The 22,266-nt window shown below is 40.8% G+C and carries 20 protein-coding genes and 3 riboswitches; of the genes, 16 read left to right on the forward strand and 4 right to left on the reverse strand.

The features are described from left to right. Nucleotides 1-207 precede the first annotated feature (207 nt). Entirely contained in the window at nt 208-2,541 is a 2,334-nt protein-coding gene (locus tag PBAT_RS12210) for a ribonucleoside-diphosphate reductase subunit alpha (RefSeq protein ID WP_068649908.1), read from the reverse strand. 974 nt (nt 2,542-3,515) lie between these two features. Next, a riboswitch (cobalamin riboswitch) is annotated at nt 3,516-3,667 on the reverse strand. A 283-nt stretch (nt 3,668-3,950) separates the two neighbouring features. On the opposite strand from PBAT_RS12210, the gene PBAT_RS12215 reads away from it, so the two are divergent. The 9 genes from PBAT_RS12215 to PBAT_RS12250 all read left to right on the forward strand — a co-directional run bounded on the left by PBAT_RS12215 (nt 3,951) and on the right by PBAT_RS12250 (nt 14,234). Next, nucleotides 3,951-4,253: an MTH1187 family thiamine-binding protein gene (locus PBAT_RS12215; RefSeq protein WP_068649910.1), complete on the forward strand. Its 303-nt coding sequence runs from the start codon at nt 3,951-3,953 to the stop codon at nt 4,251-4,253. Nucleotides 4,254-4,409: 156 nt separating this feature from the next. After that, nucleotides 4,410-4,652 (forward strand): hypothetical protein, encoded by a 243-nt coding sequence (locus tag PBAT_RS12220; RefSeq protein ID WP_068649912.1) that lies wholly within the window; start codon nt 4,410-4,412, stop codon nt 4,650-4,652. A gap of 192 nt (nt 4,653-4,844) precedes the next feature. Next, nucleotides 4,845-5,738 carry a DUF4097 family beta strand repeat-containing protein gene (locus tag PBAT_RS12225; protein ID WP_068649914.1) on the forward strand — a complete coding sequence of 298 codons (894 nt, stop codon included), beginning with the start codon at nt 4,845-4,847 and terminating at the stop codon, nt 5,736-5,738. A 281-nt stretch (nt 5,739-6,019) separates the two neighbouring features. Next, nucleotides 6,020-6,216, forward strand: a riboswitch (cyclic di-AMP (ydaO/yuaA leader). A 101-nt stretch (nt 6,217-6,317) separates the two neighbouring features. Beyond that, a riboswitch (cyclic di-AMP (ydaO/yuaA leader) is annotated at nt 6,318-6,502 on the forward strand. A 122-nt stretch (nt 6,503-6,624) separates the two neighbouring features. After that, on the forward strand, nt 6,625-7,020 hold the full coding sequence (locus PBAT_RS12230) for a hypothetical protein (RefSeq protein WP_068649916.1): 396 nt from the start codon (nt 6,625-6,627) through the stop codon (nt 7,018-7,020). A gap of 143 nt (nt 7,021-7,163) precedes the next feature. Continuing rightward, nucleotides 7,164-7,241, forward strand: a complete 78-nt coding sequence (gene kdpF / locus PBAT_RS26385; RefSeq protein WP_084403049.1) for a K(+)-transporting ATPase subunit F — start codon at nt 7,164-7,166, stop codon at nt 7,239-7,241. Nucleotides 7,242-7,304: 63 nt separating this feature from the next. Next, nucleotides 7,305-8,984 (forward strand): potassium-transporting ATPase subunit KdpA, encoded by a 1,680-nt coding sequence (gene kdpA, locus PBAT_RS12235; protein ID WP_068649918.1) that lies wholly within the window; start codon nt 7,305-7,307, stop codon nt 8,982-8,984. Between the two features lie 17 nt (nt 8,985-9,001). Further along, complete coding sequence (gene kdpB / locus PBAT_RS12240) at nt 9,002-11,032, forward strand: potassium-transporting ATPase subunit KdpB (protein WP_068649920.1); 2,031 nt, start codon at nt 9,002-9,004, stop codon at nt 11,030-11,032. Between the two features lie 66 nt (nt 11,033-11,098). Next, complete coding sequence (kdpC, locus tag PBAT_RS12245; RefSeq protein WP_068649922.1) at nt 11,099-11,701, forward strand: potassium-transporting ATPase subunit KdpC; 603 nt, start codon at nt 11,099-11,101, stop codon at nt 11,699-11,701. 217 nt (nt 11,702-11,918) lie between these two features. Continuing rightward, nucleotides 11,919-14,234, forward strand: coding sequence for a universal stress protein (locus tag PBAT_RS12250; protein WP_068649924.1), 2,316 nt, complete (start codon nt 11,919-11,921; stop codon nt 14,232-14,234). Nucleotides 14,235-15,313: 1,079 nt separating this feature from the next. Here the strand turns inward: PBAT_RS12250 and PBAT_RS12255 are convergent. Next, nucleotides 15,314-15,520 carry a DUF1657 domain-containing protein gene (locus PBAT_RS12255; RefSeq protein ID WP_068528964.1) on the reverse strand — a complete coding sequence of 69 codons (207 nt, stop codon included), beginning with the start codon at nt 15,518-15,520 and terminating at the stop codon, nt 15,314-15,316. Between the two features lie 194 nt (nt 15,521-15,714). On the opposite strand from PBAT_RS12255, the gene PBAT_RS12260 reads away from it, so the two are divergent. From PBAT_RS12260 to spoVAE, 4 genes are read left to right on the forward strand one after another with little or no spacing between them, the layout of a single operon-like run. Further along, nucleotides 15,715-16,575: a DUF421 domain-containing protein gene (locus tag PBAT_RS12260; protein WP_068649925.1), complete on the forward strand. Its 861-nt coding sequence runs from the start codon at nt 15,715-15,717 to the stop codon at nt 16,573-16,575. A gap of 48 nt (nt 16,576-16,623) precedes the next feature. Further along, on the forward strand, nt 16,624-17,106 hold the full coding sequence (spoVAC, locus tag PBAT_RS12265; protein WP_068649927.1) for a stage V sporulation protein AC: 483 nt from the start codon (nt 16,624-16,626) through the stop codon (nt 17,104-17,106). A 1-nt stretch (nt 17,107) separates the two neighbouring features. Continuing rightward, nucleotides 17,108-18,124, forward strand: a complete 1,017-nt coding sequence (spoVAD, locus tag PBAT_RS12270) for a stage V sporulation protein AD (protein WP_068649929.1) — start codon at nt 17,108-17,110, stop codon at nt 18,122-18,124. Then, a complete protein-coding gene (spoVAE, locus tag PBAT_RS12275; RefSeq protein WP_068649932.1) occupies nt 18,124-18,474 on the forward strand; it encodes a stage V sporulation protein AE in 351 nt (116 codons plus the stop codon). Before spoVAD ends, spoVAE begins: the two co-directional genes overlap by 1 nt. A gap of 56 nt (nt 18,475-18,530) precedes the next feature. On the opposite strand, the gene PBAT_RS12280 is transcribed toward spoVAE, so the two are convergent. Continuing rightward, complete coding sequence (locus tag PBAT_RS12280) at nt 18,531-19,112, reverse strand: YitT family protein (protein ID WP_068649933.1); 582 nt, start codon at nt 19,110-19,112, stop codon at nt 18,531-18,533. A gap of 251 nt (nt 19,113-19,363) precedes the next feature. Between PBAT_RS12280 and PBAT_RS12285 the strand changes: the two genes are divergently transcribed. Next, nucleotides 19,364-20,179 (forward strand): squalene/phytoene synthase family protein, encoded by an 816-nt coding sequence (locus PBAT_RS12285; protein ID WP_068649934.1) that lies wholly within the window; start codon nt 19,364-19,366, stop codon nt 20,177-20,179. A gap of 4 nt (nt 20,180-20,183) precedes the next feature. On the opposite strand, the gene PBAT_RS12290 is transcribed toward PBAT_RS12285, so the two are convergent. Next, complete coding sequence (locus PBAT_RS12290; protein WP_068528983.1) at nt 20,184-20,522, reverse strand: L,D-transpeptidase; 339 nt, start codon at nt 20,520-20,522, stop codon at nt 20,184-20,186. Between the two features lie 802 nt (nt 20,523-21,324). Here PBAT_RS12290 and PBAT_RS12295 point away from each other — a divergent pair. Both PBAT_RS12295 and PBAT_RS12300 read left to right on the forward strand, forming a co-directional pair. Next, complete coding sequence (locus PBAT_RS12295) at nt 21,325-21,717, forward strand: NusG domain II-containing protein (protein WP_068649935.1); 393 nt, start codon at nt 21,325-21,327, stop codon at nt 21,715-21,717. Then, a complete protein-coding gene (locus PBAT_RS12300) occupies nt 21,701-22,252 on the forward strand; it encodes a Gx transporter family protein (RefSeq protein WP_068649937.1) in 552 nt (183 codons plus the stop codon). Before PBAT_RS12295 ends, PBAT_RS12300 begins: the two co-directional genes overlap by 17 nt. Nucleotides 22,253-22,266: the final 14 nt, after the last annotated feature.

The raw sequence follows: 22,266 nt of genomic DNA on the forward strand, positions 1-22,266 counted from the left end.
GCGAACAGGGGGACTAAGCGCTCCAAGCACGAAATGATCCACACGTATATGCTCCCAATCCCCTCACTCCACCAAAGAGTTTCGGGTGTCCAGAGGGCAGAGCCCTTGGGGCCCTCCTGAAAGCTTCCCTTGGGAAGCTCACTCCGGAAGCATAAGCTTGGTAAGGGAGGGTTTGGGAGGGATCGAAAAGGTCTTAGTGAAGAGATATTACGAACTGCAACTGTCACATTCCTCAATCGTCAATGCTCGGCTTCTTACATAATAAGTCGATTTCATTCCAGCTTTCCAAGCATGAATGTGTAAAGATAGGAAGTCCGTTGCTTTAATATCAGGACGAACATATAGGTTGAAGCTTTGACCTTGATCCACATGACGTTGGCGAGCAGCAGCCATGTCGATAGACCAATGTTGATCGATATTAAATGCTGTTTTATAGTACCAGATGGTCTTATCAGATAGATCTGGTGCAGGATTAGCAATTTTGTAAGTTGTTTTCTCTTCATAAGATAACAATTCATACAATGGATCGATGCTCGCAGTGGAGCCAGCGATAATGGATGTGGAACCATTTGGTGCAATAGCGAACATCCAAGCGTTCCGTACACCATTCTGTTGTACATCTTGTTGTAGTTCCTGCCACTGTGCAGTTGTTACAAAAGGTCCTTCAAGCTTACCGTCAGTATAACCACGTTGAGTGAAGTAAGTACCATTGTCCCAGTCAGATCCTTTGAATTTCGGATAATGACCTTTTTCTTTCGATAGCTCCATGCTCGAACGAACGAGTAAATAGTTAATTTTCTCATACAGATTATTGTTATACGTAACAGCTTCCTCAGATTCCCAACGAATGCCTTCGAGAGCTAGTAAGTGATGAAGTCCGAACGTTCCTAGACCAATAGCACGATATTGACTGTTTGTATATTGAGCTTGAAGCACTTCAATGTTATTAATGTCGATAACGTTATCAAGCATACGCACTTGAATAGGTACAAGTCGATCTAACACACCTGCTGGAACAGCACGAGCCAAGTGAATAGAGTTCAAGTTACATACGACGAAATCGCCAGGGATTTTGGAGATAATAATTCTTGTTTGTCCATCTTTCGTAACAAGTTCTTCTTTTTCCACAACCGTTGCGGATTGGTTCTGCATAATTTCAGTACATAGGTTGGAGGAATACACCATACCATGTGCACTATTTGGATTCGCACGGTTTACCGTATCGCGGTAGAACATATAAGGCGTACCCGTTTCAAGTTGTGATTTCATAACACGTTTCATGATATCAATAGCAGGGACTGTAATACGGGACAATAATGGATGATCAACAGCTTCTGCATATTTATCACTGAAAGCCCCTTGTCCAAGCTGTTCATCATAGAAATCTTCAAGTCCAAGTGGACGACCGTTGCTATCTGTCCAGCCCATGACTTTCTTAACTTCATGTGGACAGAATAGATTCCACATGCCGCGGTTCTCCACAGCACTCATGAACAAATCGGGAATACATATCCCGTGGAATACGTCATGCGCTCTCATGCGCTCGTCACCGTTGTTTAATTTGAGATCAAGGAATGCAAGGATATCTTTATGGAACACATCGATGTAGACTGCGATTGCACCTTTACGAGTACCTAGTTGATCTACGCTGACAGCCGTATTGTTTAACTGACGAATCCAAGGAATGATACCGGAACTTGTATTCTTATGTCCGCGGATATCTGATCCACGTGCTCTTACTTTACCTAGATAGACACCGATTCCACCGCCCATTTTACTAAGACGAGCTGTATCTGTGTTGGAGTCGAAGATACCTTCTAAGGAGTCATCTACGGTATCAATGAAACAACTGGAGAGTTGTCCAGCTACTTTTTTGCCGGCATTAGACATCGTCGGTGTAGCAGCAGTCATATATAGATTACTCATAGCCCAATAGGATTCCTTCACAAGCTCCATACGTCTCTCAGCAGGTTCTTTATGCATAAGGAACATGGCAATGATCATATATCTTTCCTGTGGAAGCTCCATGATGTGTCCATCGAAATCTGTTGTAAGGTAACGTTCTGTAAGGGTTAGAAGTCCGATGTAATCAAACAAAAGATCGCGCTTGTAGTCAATGAGTTCAGCGAGTTCTTCAATCTGCTCTTTTGTATAGTATTCAAGTAATTCTTCACGGTATATGCCTTTGTGCACCAAATCTGTAATCAGCGGGTAAAGTGCCCCATAAGGTTCATCTGCATAGGATTTATAACGGCGGTGATGAGCTGCTCTTTTATATAAAGAAGTAAGTAGGGAGCGTGCAGCTGCAAACTTCCAGTTAGGTTCTTCTTTCGTAACCAGTTCTAACGCAGACATGGTAAAAGCATTACTGATGTCTTCTCCTGTGACTTCATCTCTACGTAGCTTAGATAGTACCCCTCGGATTAATTGTTCCTTATCAAGCATGTCCAATCCTTCTAGAAGGCGATCGGTATAGATGGAGAGACGACTCTCATCAAAAGAGAGTTGGCGATTGTTCGGTTTTACTACGGAATGTGGCATAGGTTAGGCGTCTTCCTTTCAATATATGTTTTTCAATTGTGGATAATTAAATGTACAACATTGTGGCATCATCATGTCTTGAATTTTGCCTGAATATCTATAATACGCTGATTTGGACTCCCACGATAGGGGAGATGGGTATTTTTTAAAGATTCTTTTTAAGGACCAGCGATGACAACTTGGTACTTATGAAGAAAACGGTATTTTCGCGAAATCCGTGTAGGAGATATTATCGTACATCCCACTAACGTATCTGTAGTGGCATCCACTAAGAAAGATGACGGCATGTAGCCATCACCTTTCTTAGTGGATTCAAGATAGTGTAAGCTACTGGGATTCCCATCATACTTCAACTTAAGAGATAGCTTTGGCAACTAAAGGTAGCAAATTCGGTATTGGGATCTGTTGGATCATAATAGAATAAGTTGAAAGTAGCATCTATGATGGCGAAATTAAGCTATAAATTAGTGTAACCTTTTATGAAAATGCTTCGCAAACGACTTGACGACATAAGGATCTAAATCATGATCTCATTTGCTCAAGAAAACTCCACTATATTGAGAATTTTGCTGAAAATGAAATATTATTGCAACTAAGGCTTTGGCGGTGAAGGTTGAACACTACCGCTTCCTGTAATGAAGCCTCTAGATGGGATTTTGTCGAGTGGATTGAAGATATAATTTATATTTCTTTACGCGTATTGACCACGATCATGTAATATATATCTTTTTGATCTACTGATGTGAAGATTCGTCTTTCAGGTAATATGTAAAATATTGGGCACCTTTTGCTCTGCAAAAGATACGTAGCTTCTTAATAAGAGATGCTGGAATGCGACTCCGTGCGTGAACAGACAATACATGTCATCAGACAGAAAAAGCACTCCGTTGAGGTGATCAGGACATGTCATAATGTTTCCTGGTTACGTAACCGAAGTAAATAATAACAAATTCCTATTTCCACGTAGGATTTGTGATGAGTATGTTCAACAAGCAGATATTCGTCTGCAATATGCAGCTTAATCGTTAGCATATAGTGGCGGGAGCGTGTTGGATTTGCACCAATCTTCTCTTTTGAGATCCAAATATGCCGTAAGAACAGGATCACCTGTTTTCACTATATTTAGTAGTGCTATATAAATCTAACTCAATATATTGTGTTTGTAAACAGTTAATCATGAAAATTTAAATCAAAAAAAGTGTGAAACTTTTCCCAAGCCCGCTACGACTAACCTTTTGAGAGATTTCATAAGCAAAATGAATTTTTTGTGACTGCGTTTTGCGAATAATTTATGAATTGGGTAAGATAGATCAAGAAACGAAATGCTTACGATGAGAGTTTTGTACCAAAACTTGAAGTGAATGCTTACGAAGTGAGTTTTGTACCAAAACTTTAAGGAGGAAATGAAGATGGCCATAGCAGAGGTTACAATTATACCGATTGGAACACAGACGACAAGTCTAAGTGCTTATGTCGCGGACATGCAGCGGGTACTGCAAGAGCAAGAAGGAATAACATACCAACTGACTTCTATGAGCACCATTATTGAGGGACCTCTTGATTTGGTATGGAAGGCGATTGCTACTCTGCATGAATCTCCATTTATATCAGGGGCAAAACGGGTATCGACTTCTGTCAAATTGGATGATCAACGTGATGAAATCTCTTCTAGCGCGCAGAAATTACAGTCCGTTCAGGATAAATTAAAATAGGATATATGAGTTAAATAGGATGCGGTAACCCAATGTTTGGGATACCGTGTCTTTTTGTTTTCAGTGTGTTTTTAAAGGTATTTGTTAAGTAGGAGAGAATATACGAATTCAAGTGTATTGCATATATATAATTATACACGAGGATAGAGGTAGCCAATGATTAAGAAGTATTTAACAAAATATCCCTTGTGGTTTACGATTATCTGGATGTTAGTCGTTGTAACATACATTACCGTCATTCTGACTAATCAGAACATACTTATAATGATTGGTGGAGTATTAGTCTTATACACAGCCAATGGATTCAGAGCTTGGAAAAGCGAACGGAATTTAGCAATTGTATCATTCATATTTACGGTTGTATTTTCCTATATTCTATATAAATTTTTAATGCTATAAAGTAGAATATTATTTTTCTGGCCTCCTTAACAAAGGGGGCCTCTTAATGTTCAGATATTATCTAAGGTGAATTCATTTGAAATTCCCCGACTCAAGTCCAGTACATCCCAAGCCTGTGGACTGGTGTTTATAATTTCCTTATATTGTATAGTATACAATATAAGGGGTATTGAATTGGGGGCGTTATTAATTATGAGAAGAAACTATAAGCCAATGCTGCTTGCAGGATTTGTTTCACTAGTATTATTGTCTGGTTGTGCTAAGAATGCTAATGAAGTGATACAGACAAGTATTGATGAGGCAACACAAGCCATTGGCGCAATCGGGGAAACAGTATCATCCACAGCATCAGAATGGGGTGATCAGTTGAAAAGGACTGGTATCCATAAAGAGATAGTACTGTCGCAAAATATCGAAAGTTCCGTATCCATTCTCCATTTGGCAAATGAGGTAGGTAGTATTGAGGTAAAGGGGAGCTCTGAAGACAAAATTAAGGTGAAGGCTACAATCTGGTCACTAGATAAGTCATTACGTGATGACAAATACCAAGACATGATGGATAGTGCGGAAATTACTGCCGTAGTAAGTGGAGATCAGTTGAAGATTAGTACGCATTCAAAGGGTAATGAGAAGCTTGATCTCTGGAAGTGGGCCGAGAAAGAATATGGTTTCTCCAACTTTAGCATTGATTATGTGGTGGAAATCCCAAATTCGGTTAATGGCTTTGAAATCTCAAGTGAAGTGGGAGCAATTAATCTTAGTCATCTAAAAGGTAGTTATAATGTTCATAATGAAGTGGGAGCTATAAGTATTGAGGGTGCACATATCCAAGGGAAATCTAATGTAGGGTCTGAGACGGGTAGTATTAAACTAGCTATCGATCAAATGGAGGCTGATAGTAGACTTGAAGCTAAGACTGAGGTAGGCTCCATTCACGCTAATCTTGCTGAATCACTTCAAGTTAGCCTGGAGACAGAAAGCGAAATCGGATCGATTACAGGAGCTCCTAAAGGCGCAAGTGACATCAATGGAGGTGGTCCGTTACTTTCACTCTCCACCTCCGTAGGGTCAATAACGATAGAATAACCAACCATTACGAAGTCGTATATATAGACATATATAAATATAGACAAAGCCCCCCATTATTGGGGGGCTTTTTGTGAATTAGGAGATAAGAGATCAATAATTTTACGTAAAAACGAGATATAGGGAGCATGAATGAGCGGCGAGGAGATAGTTATTTTTGTAATCGCTACCATCGATCTAGATGCTTCTTATTTGGTTCTAGGAAGGGATTGAGTCACCTTTACACTATTTTAGGGCGGGTGTATGATTCATAACGAAATACAAATTGTTAATTTATTCAATTGTTAATTTCGCTGAGTTTTCGCTTTGTGGCGGAGAACGGGGGAACCAATAGTAGCCACTTTTTCTCGTGTGAGAGTCGAGAAATTAGAAGCTACAGGGGTGAATCCTGACAAGGACAATTAGGTCTTTGCTGGGTAGAGCGACTCTCACGGCTCGAATCCGACAGCTAACCTCGTAAGCAAAAGTTTGAGAGAGGAATGATGAAGTTTGTGATCGAACATAAATCGACTATAGAGCACGTCAGGCTTTGTAATTGTTAACATTTGATAATCGGTTATTTGAAATTTTATTAAAAGAATGTCTTGAACGCTGAATTCAGTGTGATTTCTGAAACGGGGGAACCAATCGGATATGTCTGCTGCGTAAACGCCGGACGTATCCATGGGGTGAATTTCTGAAGTGCTGTACCAGTATTTCAGAATAGGGCGACTTCCTCGCCCGAATCCGACAGCTAACCTCGTAAGCGTGCAGGGAGAGGCAGCAAACCGCCTTCTGGCTAGTCCGTGAGTTTAATTTGTCATGGACTTACTAAGAAGCTCTGGAAAAGCTACTTTTCACTGAGCTTCTTTTTTGTTGCCTTTAAACGTATAGGAGGATCTATTTTATGGAAGATGCGATCATTTTGGTTATCGCTCCCAATGAGGACGGACGGAAATTCGTAGACCAATTAATGTATAGAAAGAAATCATTTGCGATATTAACTAACAACCGTGCGGAAGAAAAAATGTATCAAAAAATGGGTGTTAAGAATGTTGTACGTATCGATACATTTATGACCAAGAAATGGATCGTCCCACAGATAGCAGTAGACAAAATTTATATTTTCGAAAGTAGTCTTAACTTAAGTTGCCGTTACCTTCAGATTTGCCGTCCGTGGACGTCTCAAGAGATATACATTGTAACCCGCTTTTGGAGTCCTCGAGGGATCTATAGAGGTATGGGTGCGGATCACGTCGTATACACAAAAAATGGAGATGTCGAATTTCTACTTGAAAGATAAGACTAATCAAAATTCGTATGAGAAAGGGGCATTTCCATAATGATGGATGTCTACATGGTCATCACGTTAATCGTTGCATTCGGCTTATTATTACTGTTCACGCATTGGTGCGGAACATTGGTCGATAGAGGGGGCGGGAAACAATGATTGTTGTACTTGCATTGACCATTGTCATCTTCGTCTATCTAATATATGCGCTTATCAACCCTGAGAAATTCTAATAACGCTTAATTAAATAGAATGAACTAATCAGAAAATTCATCCCTATAAGGAGGATATAAAGCATGGAATTACTACAAATGGGAATTGTGATTGTTGTACTGCTGTTGCTGGTGAAGCCAGTCGGTACTTATATGTTTCATGTATTCTCCAATGAACCCAACCGAACGGATAAGGTATTCGGTTCAACTGAAAATGTAATCTTTAAGATCATCGGATTAAGAAATCGTGACAGTATGAACTGGAAAAAGTATGTACTGAGTTTTATTGCTACGAATGCGGTGTTAATCGCCATCAGTTATTTGCTGCTACGCTTCCAAGGAATGCTACCAGGAAATCCGAGTGGCATTGAGAATATGGAAGCATCACTCGCTCTTAACACGATCATCAGTTTTATGACAAATACCAATCTACAGCATTATAGCGGTGAGAGTGGTTTGACTTACTTAACGCAAATGGCTTTTGTTACGATGATGATGTTCACATCGGCAGCGTCAGGTGCTGCGATTGCGGTCGCATTTATTCGCGGGATTACCCGTCGTGGAGAAGGTTTAGGTAACTTTTTTCAGGATTTCACTAAAGCTATTATTCGTATCTTCTTACCCCTAGCACTTATCGTTACCATCGCATTGGTTGGTTTAAAAGTACCTCAAACGTTTGACCCGACAGCAACAGTAAGAACGCTTGAAGGCGTCGAACAACAAATCACGATGGGTCCTATTGCTTCACTAGAAGCCATTAAACACCTTGGAACCAATGGTGGTGGATTCTTTGGAGCCAACTCATCTCATCCTTTTGAGAATCCAAGTCCTCTAACGAATGTTATCGAAATATTAAGTATGTGGTTGTTAGCAGCTTCCCTACCCTATATGTTTGGTTTGTTTGCAAAAAACAAGAAGCAAGGATGGGTCATTTTCTCATCCATGATGATTCTGTTCTTGATATTCCTAAGCATCAGTTATTCGTCTGAGAAAGCTGGGAACCCGGCGATTAATTCGCTAGGCATTGAATCATCTCAAGGTAGTATGGAAGGAAAAGAAGTTCGATTCGGCATAGCACAATCGGCACTGTTCTCTACCGTTACAACGGCTGCCACAACGGGATCGGTCAATAATATGCATGATACATTAACTCCACTAGGTGGGCTTGCAGCTCTTTCTGAAATGATGCTTAACGTCGTGTTTGGCGGTAAGGGTGTCGGGCTAGTTAACATGCTGATGTACGCCATACTTGGAGTCTTTATATGCGGGCTTATGGTCGGACGAACGCCAGAATTCTTAGGCCGTAAGATTGAGGCCAGGGAAATGAAATTGATTGCGCTCGTTATTCTGGTGCATCCGTTCATTATCTTAGTACCTACGGCGCTCTCATTTATGACTGCTTCGGGCTATGACTCGATAAGTAATCCAGGGTTCCATGGCTTAACCCAGTCCTTATATGAATACACTTCATCTGCGGCTAACAACGGATCAGGATTCGAAGGACTAGCGGATAATAATGTGTTCTGGAACGTATCGACAGGACTCGTGATGTTCTTTGGACGGTACATGTCCATCATCGCAATGCTAGCAGTGGCTGGTTCACTCAATGCTAAGAAACCGGTAGCGGAGACAATCGGTACATTCCGTACGGATAACAAGCTATTTATTGGAATATTGATCGGTGTTGTACTGTTGATCGGGGCACTAACGTTCCTTCCGGTCATTGTCTTAGGTCCTGTGGCCGAATTTTTAACACTCCATTAGAACGAGGTGCTTGAACGATGAGTAATATACGCAAGAGCATGTTCAATGGTGAAATAGCCAAACATGCTGTTAAAGAGAGTTTTATTAAATTGAATCCGATGTTTATGATAAAGAATCCCGTGATGTTTGTTGTTGAGGTTGGAACATTTGTTGTCCTGATGATGGTTCTATTTCCAAGTTATTTCGCAACGGAAGATCAGTTAGGATTTAATATCAGCGTGTTCCTGATCCTGTTATTTACGGTCTTGTTCGCTAACTTCGCTGAATCATTGGCGGAAGGACGTGGGAAGGCGCAAGCAGATTCTCTGAAAAAAGGTAAACAGGAGATTAAAGCGAATAAACGTGTAGGTTTGGAGATTAAGATTGTTAATTCTACGGAGTTACGTAAAGGTGATGTTGTTATTGTCTCCAGTGGGGAGATGATTCCTGGAGACGGTGAAGTCATTGAAGGATTAGCATCCGTGGATGAATCGGCCATAACCGGTGAATCGGCTCCTGTGATAAAGGAAGCAGGGGGAGATTTCAACTCCGTTACGGGTGGTACACGGGTAGTCAGTGATGAAATTGTAGTTCGAATTACTGCTGATCCAGGCGAGTCCTTTATCGATAAGATGATCTCGCTTGTAGAGGGTGCTCAGCGCCAGAAGACACCAAATGAAATAGCACTTAATACGTTGCTTACTTGTTTGACATTAATATTCCTCATTGTAGTGGTGACGCTGGCTCCTATCGCCAAACATTTCGAAATTGATCTACCGATTCCAGTTCTTATCTCATTGTTGGTATGTCTGATACCGACGACGATTGGGGGCTTATTATCCGCCATCGGTATTGCGGGTATGGATCGGGTGACTCAATTCAATGTGTTGGCGATGTCAGGAAAAGCTGTTGAAGCTTCAGGTGATATTAATACGATGATTCTAGATAAGACAGGAACGATTACGTTTGGTAATCGGATGGCAAGTGAATTTATACCTGTAGGTAAGATGTCTAAGAAAGAATTGGGTTATTGGGCATCCATAAGTTCGTTGAAGGATGAGACACCTGAGGGACGATCAGTTCTTGAGCTCATGAGAAAACTTGATTATACCATTGAGGATACAATTGCAACAGGTGGAGAATTCGTAGAATTCAAAGCACAGACTCGAATGAGCGGTATAGATCTCAAAGACGGACGTCATGTACGTAAAGGAGCTGTTGACTCTGTAAGGAAATGGGTCGAATCTCAAGGCGGACTCATCCCTGCAGATCTAGAAGACAAGGCGAACGTGATTGCTTCTGACGGAGGAACGCCTCTAGCAGTAGCAGTAGATGGTGTCATTTATGGATTGATTTACTTAAAAGATACCGTAAAACCAGGTATGAAAGAGCGGTTTGACCAATTAAGACAGATGGGGATCAAAACCATCATGTGTACGGGAGATAACCCGCTAACTGCAGCGACCATTGCTCGTGAAGCAGGCGTTGACAGTTTCATTGCGGAAAGTACCCCGGAAGATAAAATCGAAGTCATTCGTCGTGAACAAAGCGAAGGTAAATTGGTTGCCATGACAGGAGATGGAACGAATGATGCTCCAGCTCTCGCCCAAGCTGACGTAGGACTTGCGATGAACAGCGGAACGACGGCTGCAAAGGAAGCAGCTAATATGGTCGATCTGGACTCTGATCCTTCCAAAATCATTGAAGTCGTTGCGATCGGTAAACAGTTATTGATGACACGAGGAGCCTTAACAACCTTTAGTATTGCGAACGATGTAGCTAAATATTTTGCCATTATCCCAGCGATGTTTATGGTTGCTATTCCAGAAATGAATGTGCTTAATGTGATGGGCTTAGGTTCGCCACTCTCTGCAATACTTTCAGCACTCATCTTCAACGCTGTGATTATTCCACTGCTCATTCCGCTTGCCATGAAAGGAGTTAAATATAAACCCATGGGCGCAAGTAAGTTGTTAAGTCGGAATTTAATCATCTATGGTGTTGGTGGGGTTATTGCACCGTTTATCGGGATTAAAGCCATTGACCTGATTGTACACTTATGGATTTAAGCCTAAGGAATAAGATGGCATGCGTTAAATGCCATAGACTATAATAGGGGAAGGCAGGAAATAGCAATGAACAATAAAGAATCATCCCATAAAAAGAATTCAATGATAGGTATCGCAATACGTATCAGTCTAGTAATGATCGTACTTTGCGGCATCATTTATCCCACGGTTAGTACAGGGGTAGCGCAAGTGATTTTCCCTAACCAAGCGAATGGTAGTATGGTGAAAGATGGAGAGGGGAAAGTGATCGGTTCCGAACTGATTGGACAGACGTTTACTAATCCTGCATTCTTCCAAGGTCGTATATCAAGCATTGAGAATAATGGGGCAGGTTCTGGTTCCAACAACTATGCACCGTCTAATCCAGAATTAGTGAAACGGATCCAACAATCGATGGTTGCTTGGGAAGCTGCTAACCCCGATGTTCCTTTAGAGCAGCTACCGATTGATTTAGTAACGAACTCAGGTTCAGGACTAGATCCACATATTTCACCAGCCTCAGCCAAAGCGCAAATTCCAAGAATCAGCAAGTTGACTGGATTAGATCAAGCTGTGCTTCAGGAATTGGTGGATAGCCATACGAAAGAACGTGACTTGGGTGTGTTCGGGGAGCCAAGAGTCAACGTATTGTTGTTAAACATTGATTTGGGAGGGAAAGTTAATAAATAGTAGAGATGATCGATTGCCAAGTCGGACGCGTCTGATCTTGGCAATCGATCAAATTAAATAGTTGTTCATTTATACCTACATAAAAGCCAAGGTATTTCGGATTTCATCTGCTTGTTGCGGCTCTTTTTTTTAACGTAAAACGAGTGCGTTCCTTGCAGAAGGACGGCGTAGCTGTTTTCTACTTGATTGTAGAAATTTAGTAAAGGATGAAGCGACGATGGAAACCTTCAAAAGAAAAACACCCGAAGAAATCCTTTTGTCTATCTATAAGTTGCATCGCGGTCGATTAGAAATTCTCATTGGAGCTGTGAGTGGTTCAGGGAAAACGTATCATATGCTAAGAGAAGGACAACTTCTTAAGCAGCAAGGGATAGATGTAGTTATATGTGCCGTTACAACTTCTCAGAGATCTGAGACAGTAGAACAACTTGCAGATCTAGAACGTGTACCGAGTATTCATTGGATTAAGAATGGAATAGAACAAAAGGATTTAAACCTAGATGTTCTGCTAGAACGAAATCCAGAAGTGGTTCTAGTGGACGCGATTGCTCATCGAAATAGACCGCAGGCACGCTTTATGACAAGACTTGAAGATATTCAGTACTTACTTAGTCAGGGAATTAGTGTTATTACCACGGCAAATATATATGATCTAGAAGGTGTTCGAGAAGTAGCTAGTAGAATGACGGGTATTGAAGTGAAAGAAACCGTACCGGCTAATACGCTTTCCTTAGCAGATGAAGTTCGATTGATTGATGTAACACCAGAAACACTAATGAGTAGGATTGCGACAGGGAAATTTCAACTTAGTCAAGCGGAAACAGATCTTGTTTTCAAAAGAGGTAATTTAGCGATACTGCGCGAACTCGCTCTACGTCATGTCGCTGAAGGTGTTAATGATTCACTGGAGAAGCATAATGATGAGATAGGGAATTTTGGACCAACAGGTGTAACTGAAAAAATTCTAGTATCAGCTCAATATCATTGGAATAGTTCGATCTATGTTCGACGCGGGCAACAAATTGCTAAAAGGCTAAATGGAGACTTGTCCGTGATCACCTTTTGGAATCCACAAGATAAGATGAGCAGAGAAGCCGAAACGTTTAAAAGATCGCTTGTGAAATTAGTAAAAAAAGTGAATGGTGAATTTGAGGAGCTTCCTTTCAGTTCGAGAAGGGGGCTTCCTAATATATTAGTTAAGTATGCAATGGAGCATCGGACGACACGGATCGTGTTGGGTCATTCGAAGCAAACGCTCTGGCAGGAATGTTGGCAAGGTTCAATCATTCATGACATCCTAAAAAAGACTCGGAATGTGGATGTGTTTGTTATTGCAGATCGAGCGGCGCATGAGGGAGAACGTATCCTGCCAACCAAGCTGAAGGGTCCTGAAGAAAGCTCGTTGTATCGGCGCTTAAGCTCTGAAGAAGTAGAGCAGCAAATTGAAAGAATTAAACGAGGACAATTTAAAGTATATATTGGGTCTGCACCTGGTGTTGGTAAGACATACACCATGCTTCGAGAAGGAAATGATTTAGAGAGGATTGGAACGAATGTGACGATCGGTCTTCTTGAAACACATGGTCGTAAAGAGACGGGTGCTCAGGTAGGATCGCTTGGAACGATCCTCAGGAAAATCATAGATTATCGAGGTACGCGACTAGAGGAAATGGACACAGAGGAAATTATTCGACAAGCTCCAGATGTTGTCCTCGTGGATGAGTTAGCGCATACTAACGTTCCCGGGAGTAAGAATAAGAAAAGGTTCGAAGATGTCATTGAGATTCTGAACGCAGGTATTTCTGTCATTTCCACAATGAATGTACAGCATTTAGAAAGTCTGAATGATGCTGTAGAGCAAATTACAGGCGTTCGTGTAAGGGAAACAGTACCCGATTATATTTTACATTTAGCGGATGAAGTGCAGTTAATTGATGTAGCACCTCAGTCTCTTCAGCAAAGAATAAGGGAAGGGAAGGTTTACGCACTCGATAAGGTTGAACAATCACTCAGTAATTTCTTTAAGACAGGTAACCTGATTGCTTTGCGTGAGCTTGCGTTAAGAGAGATCGCAGACGATGTAGATGAGCGATTGGAATCTTGGCAACGAACAAGTTCATTAAGAGGACCTTGGCGGAGGAAAGAAGTAATATACGTGTGTGTAGAATTAACAGCTCATGCGGAAAGCTTAATACGACGAGGGTTTCGAATTGCGCATCGCCTCAAAGCAACCTGGTACGTAACCTATGTTCAGCTAGAGGATTCAGAAACGAAAGATGAAGATTCAGTACGCATTGAGGCATTAGAGAAGCTAACGGAACGTTTAGGCGGTCACTTTAATATACTACAAGCGAGACGTCGCAGTCATATTGCAAGGGTACTCATTACCCAAGCAAACGAACACAAAGTGACTCAGATTATCGTAGGTCAATCTAAGCTACGATTCATTCAGGTAATAAGGAAAGGTTCTGTTGTGAAACGACTACTGCGTGCAGCGCGGCATGTAGATGTGCTTGTCGTAGCGAGATTCTAATTGAATATTTCAACTAACGTTATGTATTCATTTTGCGTGGTTTACAATAACTTATATAAGGGAGGGAGTAGGAAAGAAACTCTCCTTCTCCCATTGAGATGATTACTAGCAACAACAGTGTCTGTGATGATGACGATGATGACGTCTTTTAGCTTTCACTAAAAGTCTTTGACCAGGTCTTAGAACGACTTCGATCGTTCTGTGGTGTCTATGACGTCTATGGTGTCTATGTCCACACATGAATATCACCTCCTTTACTAGTAGATCAGCTAATGGCTGGCTATGTATTTTATAATTACGTGCTTTGAAGTAACTCTTTAAAGAGAGGGAGAAGGATGGGAACTCTCCTTCTCTCCTATTGATATGATTACTAACAACAGTGTCTGTGATGATGGCGATGACAACGTCTTTTAGCCTTAACCAAAAGTCTTTGACCAGGTCTTAGAACGACTTCGATCGTTCTGTGGCGTCTATGGTGTCTATGTCCACACATGAGTATCACCTCCTTTACTAGTAGGTCAGTTATCACAGTGTGAAATTAGAGCATTTTGTGAGTGACTTTTACTAACAACAGTGTCTGTGATGATGGCGATGATGTCTTTTAACTCTAACTAGAAGTTTTTGTCCAGGTCTTAGAACGATCTTGATTGTTCTGTGGTGTCTATGACGTCTATGGTGTCTATGTCCACACATGAGGATCACCTCCCTTACTAGTACACTATATTAATCAATTGTTGTTCTCGTGTGGGTTTCTAATGAAGATGGGGGAATGAGATTAACAGAATTGTCTATGGTGATGTCTTATGTGGTGACGCTTTCTAGCTGCTACAATCAGAACTTTACGACCCGCAGGAACACCGATGACGATAAGTTTCTGATGTCATAATAAGATGTATCACCTCCTTACATCGTCAATATATTAACCAATCGGACTTATCGTGTGGGTTTCTAATAAAGATAGGACAATAGCCATTTTCAGAAGATACAGATCGCTATAAAACACAAAAAAAACCACCGATTATCACATGCCTGAAAGCTGTGAAATCGGTGGTTTTTTGCAATTCTCATGAAATTTTATCTTAGAATCCTTTATATTGAGGTTCTTCGTTCTCTAATTGCTGTACACGTGTTTCAACTTGCTGCACGATTTGTTGTGCTTGTTCAGCTGCATTCGTAAATGTTGTTTTTGCTTCTTGATTTTGCGTCTCGATAGCGAATTGTTCAAGGCTGGCTTGAGCACCTTTTAAAGAAGCTAAGCATGTTTTTACTTGAGAAGCAACGGTCATCTGTTTCACCTCCTTATCATTATTTTTTACGTAAGGAAGTAGGAAGTAACGAATCATATCTTATCCGGTTTTCGCTAAAGCCATACATCATTTTATTGAACTAAAAAATATGTTGAATTTGGTTAAAAAGACACCTTAGAGGACATCTTACTGTGTAATAACTTTGAAAACGAACAGGAAAGAGGTATGTCAATATGCAGGAGTGGTTAATTGTTTCTTTACGTACCATCTTAACTATTGTCGTTCTTTTCTTTATGACAAAACTTCTTGGTAAAAGGCAGGTATCCCAGCTTTCCTTATTTGAGTACATAACTGGTATTACAATAGGTAGCCTTGCTGCGACGATTCCTATTGAAATGGATGGTACCTGGCACTTAGGACTTATCTCTTTAGTTGTGTGGGTGGCATTTTCTTTAGGGATCGAATTTCTAACGATTAAAAGTAAAATGGCCAGAAATGTGTTAGATGGTAAATCAACCATACTCATTAAAGATGGCAAGGTACTTGAGGAAAATTTAAAAAAAGAGCGACTTACGACAGATGAGTTATTGGAACAGCTAAGAAGTAAGGATGTGTTCAGATTAGCGGACGTAGAATTTGCTGTGATGGAGTCGAGCGGTGAAGTCAACGTTCTCTTAACAAGAGAAAATCAACCACTTACACCTGTTCATTTGGGGATAAAGGTTGCACCGGAACAAGAAACGCAGGCCGTCATTATGGACGGGAATATCATGGACGAGCCATTAGCAACCATTGGTCTAAACCGGCAATGGATAGATACAGAGTTAGAGAAAATTGGTGTTGCCGTTGAGAATGTATTTCTTGGTCAGGTTGATTCCTATGGGCAGTTATTCGTAGATCTTTACGATGATCAGATTATTGTGCCGAAATCGCAAAATAAGGCAACGTTATTTGCAACTTTGAAGAAGTGTGAAGCCGATCTAGAAATGTTCAGTCTGTCTACCGACAATCAGCAAGCCAAGCAAATGTATGAACAATGCTCAATCAGTATGGAGCAAGTCATCAAGGATGTTAGACCGGCGCTTACTCGTTAGCAAATCAAAGTAACTCATGTTACTGAGAAATGAAATGGAGGCAATATTATGGCGAATAAAAAGAAAAAGGAAAAATTAACCCCTACTCAACAGGAATATCAGGAACTAGCTCAGAGAATTCAACCACCAAGACCGGTCTTAAAAAACTGTATACGCGCCTTTATTGCTGGTGGAGTGCTTTGTATCATTGGCCAAGCGATTCAAGAAATGTTTGTTCATTGGGCCGGTTTTACGGAAAAAACAGCTGCAGATCCTACGGTGGCCGTTATGATTCTCATATCTGTTATATTGACGAGCTTCGGCGTATACGACAAATTGGCACAATGGTCAGGAGCTGGAACAGCAGTGCCCGTGACAGGATTTGCGAATTCCATGGCTTCTGCTGCGATCGAATATCGAAGCGAAGGTATCGTTCTAGGTGTTGGGGGACAAATGTTCAAGATTGCGGGTCCGGTTATCGTGTTTGGAACCGTAGCTGCCTTTGTTGTGGGCATCTTGACATGGATCATTCAAGGTGGAGGAGGATCATGACATGCTAAAGGGACATCAAAGCTGGGTGTTTGAGAACAAGCCAGTGATCCTTGGTACCGCAACGGTGGTGGGCCCATTTGAAGGAAGGGGACCGCTAGCCAAAGATTTTAGCATCATTCATGGGGATTCCATGTTAGAAGAGAAGAGTTGGGAAAAAGCCGAAAAGGTGTTGATCGAGGAAGCCGCTAAGCTTGCTATAGAGAATGCTGGATTAACGAAGGAACAAGTTCAATTTTATATTGGTGGCGATTTGATGAATCAGATCATCAGTAGCAGTTTTGCTGCACGAACATTATCTATCCCATTCCTTGGTGTGTTTGGTGCATGCTCAACATCGATGGAGAGCTTGGCACTCGCTGCAATGATCGTTAATTCCAAATCAGCTCATTATGCTCTTGCTGGAACATGTAGTCATAATGCAAGCGTGGAGAAGCAATTCCGTTACCCAACGGAATACGGATCACAGAAACCACCAACCGCTCAATATACCGTAACCGGTGCAGGGGCTGCCATTGTATCGGATAAGGGGGAAGGACCTGTTGTGACCTCTGCTACGATTGGAAGGGTAATCGATATGGGAATCACGGATCCATTTAATATGGGTGCTGCCATGGCTCCTGCTGCTGTAGATACGATGGAAGCCCACTTTCGTGACTTAAACATTCAACCGGGTCATTACGATTTAATCGTTACGGGTGACTTGTCCAAAGTTGGATATGAGATCGCTTGTGAATTGCTGAAGAAGCATAAGATTCCAATGCAACAGACTGAGTATAAAGACTGCGGGATGATGATTTACGACTATGACACACAGATGGTTCAATCGGGTGCAAGCGGGTGTGGTTGTTCGGCAGTTGTTACCTATGGACATTTAATCAATCGGATGCGTAAAGGAGAAATCAAACGGATGCTCGTTGTTGCAACTGGAGCACTTCTATCTCCGCTGAGCTTTCAACAAGGGGAAACGATCCCCTGTATAGCTCATGCGGTATCGATCGAAGCAGGGAGGGATATGTAATGATTTTTTTATGGGCTTTTCTGGTTGGTGGTGCTATATGTGTCTTTGGGCAGATTTGCTTCGATGTATTTAAGCTAGATCCTGCACATACAATGACCTTGTTGGTCGTATTAGGAGCTGTACTGGATGGGATAGGGTGGTATGAGCCACTTATTGAATTTGCTGGTGCGGGAGCTTCTGTACCGATTACGAGCTTCGGTAACGCACTCGTACATGGGGCTATTACGGAATTGAAAGAGGATGGAGTAATCGGCATTATAACCGGGATTTTTAAAGTAACAAGTGCAGGAATATCAGCAGCAATTATCTTCTCTTTCATTGCTGCATTATTTGTAAGACCAAAAGGTTAATTATGATGAACGTTGTGTTAGAGAGGATGTCCTCTATTCACAGCGTTTTTTATATTTTAATTTTTCAATGTACATATGCTAGTCGCAATGCCCCCGGAAACAATCGAAATAACCGAATAGAAGAACGTCTCCCAAGATATCAGTAATCCTCCAATTCCAATAATAAGTCCATCGGTTAGAAGAATAATAATCCCTACATTTAGATGAATATATTTAGAGAATAGATTTGCAAGTAAATCCGTTCCGCCAGTGCTTGTCTCGAAACGTAACATGAGACCTAATCCAGTTCCAAGCAGGAACCCTCCGAACATAGAACTTGTTAGAGGTCCTAATTCAATATAGTAGAGAAAATAGTACTGAAACGGTGCTAGCAACTCTATAAATAGTGATGACACAAGCATGCCAGTTATACTGTTATAAAAGAATTCACGATTTCGCACCCATGCCACGATAAAGATAGGTATACTGCACAATAGGATAACCAGTCCAATTCTGAATCCCAAAATATAATTTATGATCAATGCAATGCCAATAATTCCGCCATCTAATACTTTATAGGGAACGAGGTAGAAGTCTGTACCGATAGCGATCAATAAACTTCCCAGTACAATAATCGCGTATTTGTGAAATGATTTCATATACACAGCTCCCTAAAAAACGCCCTAAACAACATGTCTTATATATATGATTGTTTTATCTAATTCATGATATTAGCCCACTAAATAGATAAAACGATCTGTTTAGCGGGCTATTTGTATTACTAGGCTTGAATAGAATAATAATGGAGGTAATCGTCATGTGCATATGGTGTAAATGTATTGTATGATTAATAAATCGTATACTAAGTGTAGAAAATAGAATCTCTAACGTTGTGAGAGGAAGTGGATTTGTGCAAGGGAACGCTGCTTTACTAAAAGATGCTACGAAAGTGTTAGCTCAGACTAGTCGAACGTTTATTATTCCAATTAGCCATCTAGGACCCGGACTCCGAGAAGCAGTTACAGCAGGATACCTAAGTATGAGAGCTATTGATGAGATTGAAGATCACGAGACACTTCCTAAGGAAGACAAGATTTCACTATTACAATCGATTTCTACATTATTAAATAAGACGTTTACTGATGAAGATTTCGCATCATTATTTGCACCCTATGAGAAGGATCTCCCTGAAGTTAGTCTTCGAATGACAGATTGGATCAAATTAGCTCCACTACAAACAAAAGAAATGATATGTCGTTATACTGCGACCATGTCGCATGGAATGGCTAAATGGACGATCAAGAACTGGAATATTCAGAATAAAGAAGATTTAGATGACTATACCTATTATGTGGCTGGATTAGTTGGGATTATGTTGTCTGACTTATGGACTTTGTATGGAGAAAGTGACGTAAGTAAGGACCAAAGTGTTGCATTTGGACGAGGATTACAGCTAGTCAATATTATAAGTAATCGTTCCGAGGATTCAGAGCGTGGCGTGAACTTTCATCCACCGGGATGGAGTTTTGAGGAAATGCTGGATTATGCTCGTCAGAACTTGAAGATTGCTGAATCCTATACGAGTCGTATTAAGTTAGACCCCATTTATAATTTTTGCAAGATTCCCCTTGCACTTGCAACTGGAACATTAGATGCTATCGTAGCGGGCAAGTCAAAGCTTAACCGTATATCTGTGCTCAAGATTGTGAGTGGAGCTGTCCGATAAGTATTTAAGGACGAATTGTTACACGCGTGTTTATAGGGGCTAGAGGAGAAAGAGCAAGGACGTCACTATTATACATTCGAATACATCCATGGGATACTTCTCTTCCAATAGAGGAAGGGTCGTCAGTACCATGAATTCCATAATGGGGTTTGGACAGACCCATCCATAACGCGCCAAATGGACCACCTGGATTTAGCTGCTTGTTGATAATAGTGAATTCACCAGCAGGGGTCCTTGTCAGCATTTTTCCAATCCCTACGGGGAAGGACCTGATAACACGGTCACCGTCGAGCAAATAGAGATTTCGATCGGAGAGATCTACTATGATTCGATTATTTGGCATATGAATGATCACAACTCCTTTTAGTATTAGGATATGTGATATCTGTGTTGGGTGTGAACAGTAAGAAGAAGGGGCTATGTCATCCTTAATAAGGATGACATAGCCCCTTCTTCTTAAATATTTGTTTACCAATTAAAAAAGCACCCGGAATATGGATTCAGAGTGCTTTCGCTTGCAGCATGACAAGCTATATATTTAATCCCGTTAGCCATGATGTTTCGGCTACAGTCGGTCCCTTTAGCAGTTGGGTTACAGAATAATTGACTTCTAACACAACAAAAGCCCTACCTCTCTTTTGTCCTTACGGCTCCAATGACCGTGCCAGTGTGAATCAGAAACGTCTTTAAAACTCTACTCAATTTGGGTTTTAACAAAATAGAAATTTCAACTTCATTAGGTGAAGGGTTATTCTTCGTGCGAGGAACGCTTAGGGGATTAAATTATTTTTAACACTTTACATATCATAACATATTTAAGTTCAGATATCAACCTATTTTCGCAACTCGTTAGTTCAATTCTTTGCTGACGAGGGTATGCCTATCCAATACATAGAAAATATATCACAGTTCTCTTCTTAATTCGGCTCATTTTCGCAATGAATTATATTTAAAATTGTAGTTAAAAGATATGATATATATCATAAATAGCACGAATATTGCGATATTGCTTCTCTAAATTGATCGTTTTATGACAATCGCAAAATACTACCAATTTTATGCAATTTCGATTGAAGCAATTCCAGAAGATAGGTATAATTAAAGCGTCTAAGATTTAGACAATTAAAATATAAGGGAGTTATCCCATGAAACGCGGAGACTTACTAATCATTGCTATCATTGCTGCTGTTGCGTTATTTTTCCTAGTTCCCAGATGGTTACCTGGAGATGAAAGTGAAAACAATCACAATAAATTGCTCACGGCTGACATTACTTTAAATGGTAAATTGTATAAGACTGTTGAGTTGACCAAAGAGGAGCAAATCATCGAGATAAAATCGGAACGTGGGACGAATGTTGTCAGAGTACATGATTATGGTGTCGAGATGTATGATACGGATTGTCCGGATAAAGTATGCCTTACTTTTGGATTTATTAAGAAATCGAACCAGAGCATTATTTGTTTGCCCCATCGCGTGATGGTTGAAATAAACGGAGTGCAAGATCTAGGAGATGAGCCGGATGCCATTATCAACTGAAGAATCTACCCGAATGTTGAAAAGAACGGTTATTATCGCTATCTTTGCTGCGGTAGCTGTCGTTCTAAGTATCGTAGAATCCATTATTCCTGTTAATTTACAAATACCAGGTGCCAAGTTAGGGCTTGCCAATATCATGATACTGACCTGTTTATATTTTTTACGAGGTCGGGATGCCCTGATGCTAGTCATACTCAAGACGATTATTACGGCCTTTATCTTCGGAACTTTCTCAAGTATGTTGTTTAGCCTTTTTGGATCGTTGTTTAGTTTTGCTGTGATGTTCTTAGTTATGAAATTAGGTCGTAGTCAAGTCAGTCTGATTGGCGTAAGTATTGTAGGTGGTGTGGGACATAACTTTGGACAAATCACAGCAGCATCGATCGTGTTCCAAAGCTCGAATATTTACTATTATATGCCGCTACTGTTGATAACAGGGTTGGTAACAGGGATATTGGTCGGTATTGCTGTTAAATATTTAGTGCCTTCTTTAACTAAGCTTTCTTTGTTTGAGGAATTTCAGAATAACAGTTAGGAAGAGGGAGACGA

Source organism: Paenibacillus antarcticus, from assembly GCF_001637225.1.
GTDB classification, from domain to species: domain Bacteria; phylum Bacillota; class Bacilli; order Paenibacillales; family Paenibacillaceae; genus Paenibacillus_AQ; species Paenibacillus_AQ antarcticus.

Coding starts and splice junctions, on each gene's coding strand:
- PBAT_RS12210 (WP_068649908.1), bottom strand. CDS start 2,541: ATGCCACATTCCGTAGTAAAACCGAACAATCGCCAACTCTCTTTTGAT.
- PBAT_RS12215 (WP_068649910.1), top strand. CDS start 3,951: ATGGCCATAGCAGAGGTTACAATTATACCGATTGGAACACAGACGACA.
- PBAT_RS12220 (WP_068649912.1), top strand. CDS start 4,410: ATGATTAAGAAGTATTTAACAAAATATCCCTTGTGGTTTACGATTATC.
- PBAT_RS12225 (WP_068649914.1), top strand. CDS start 4,845: ATGAGAAGAAACTATAAGCCAATGCTGCTTGCAGGATTTGTTTCACTA.
- PBAT_RS12230 (WP_068649916.1), top strand. CDS start 6,625: ATGGAAGATGCGATCATTTTGGTTATCGCTCCCAATGAGGACGGACGG.
- kdpF (WP_084403049.1), top strand. CDS start 7,164: ATGATTGTTGTACTTGCATTGACCATTGTCATCTTCGTCTATCTAATA.
- kdpA (WP_068649918.1), top strand. CDS start 7,305: ATGGAATTACTACAAATGGGAATTGTGATTGTTGTACTGCTGTTGCTG.
- kdpB (WP_068649920.1), top strand. CDS start 9,002: ATGAGTAATATACGCAAGAGCATGTTCAATGGTGAAATAGCCAAACAT.
- kdpC (WP_068649922.1), top strand. CDS start 11,099: ATGAACAATAAAGAATCATCCCATAAAAAGAATTCAATGATAGGTATC.
- PBAT_RS12250 (WP_068649924.1), top strand. CDS start 11,919: ATGGAAACCTTCAAAAGAAAAACACCCGAAGAAATCCTTTTGTCTATC.
- PBAT_RS12255 (WP_068528964.1), bottom strand. CDS start 15,520: ATGACCGTTGCTTCTCAAGTAAAAACATGCTTAGCTTCTTTAAAAGGT.
- PBAT_RS12260 (WP_068649925.1), top strand. CDS start 15,715: ATGCAGGAGTGGTTAATTGTTTCTTTACGTACCATCTTAACTATTGTC.
- spoVAC (WP_068649927.1), top strand. CDS start 16,624: ATGGCGAATAAAAAGAAAAAGGAAAAATTAACCCCTACTCAACAGGAA.
- spoVAD (WP_068649929.1), top strand. CDS start 17,108: ATGCTAAAGGGACATCAAAGCTGGGTGTTTGAGAACAAGCCAGTGATC.
- spoVAE (WP_068649932.1), top strand. CDS start 18,124: ATGATTTTTTTATGGGCTTTTCTGGTTGGTGGTGCTATATGTGTCTTT.
- PBAT_RS12280 (WP_068649933.1), bottom strand. CDS start 19,112: ATGAAATCATTTCACAAATACGCGATTATTGTACTGGGAAGTTTATTG.
- PBAT_RS12290 (WP_068528983.1), bottom strand. CDS start 20,522: ATGCCAAATAATCGAATCATAGTAGATCTCTCCGATCGAAATCTCTAT.
- PBAT_RS12295 (WP_068649935.1), top strand. CDS start 21,325: ATGAAACGCGGAGACTTACTAATCATTGCTATCATTGCTGCTGTTGCG.
- PBAT_RS12300 (WP_068649937.1), top strand. CDS start 21,701: ATGCCATTATCAACTGAAGAATCTACCCGAATGTTGAAAAGAACGGTT.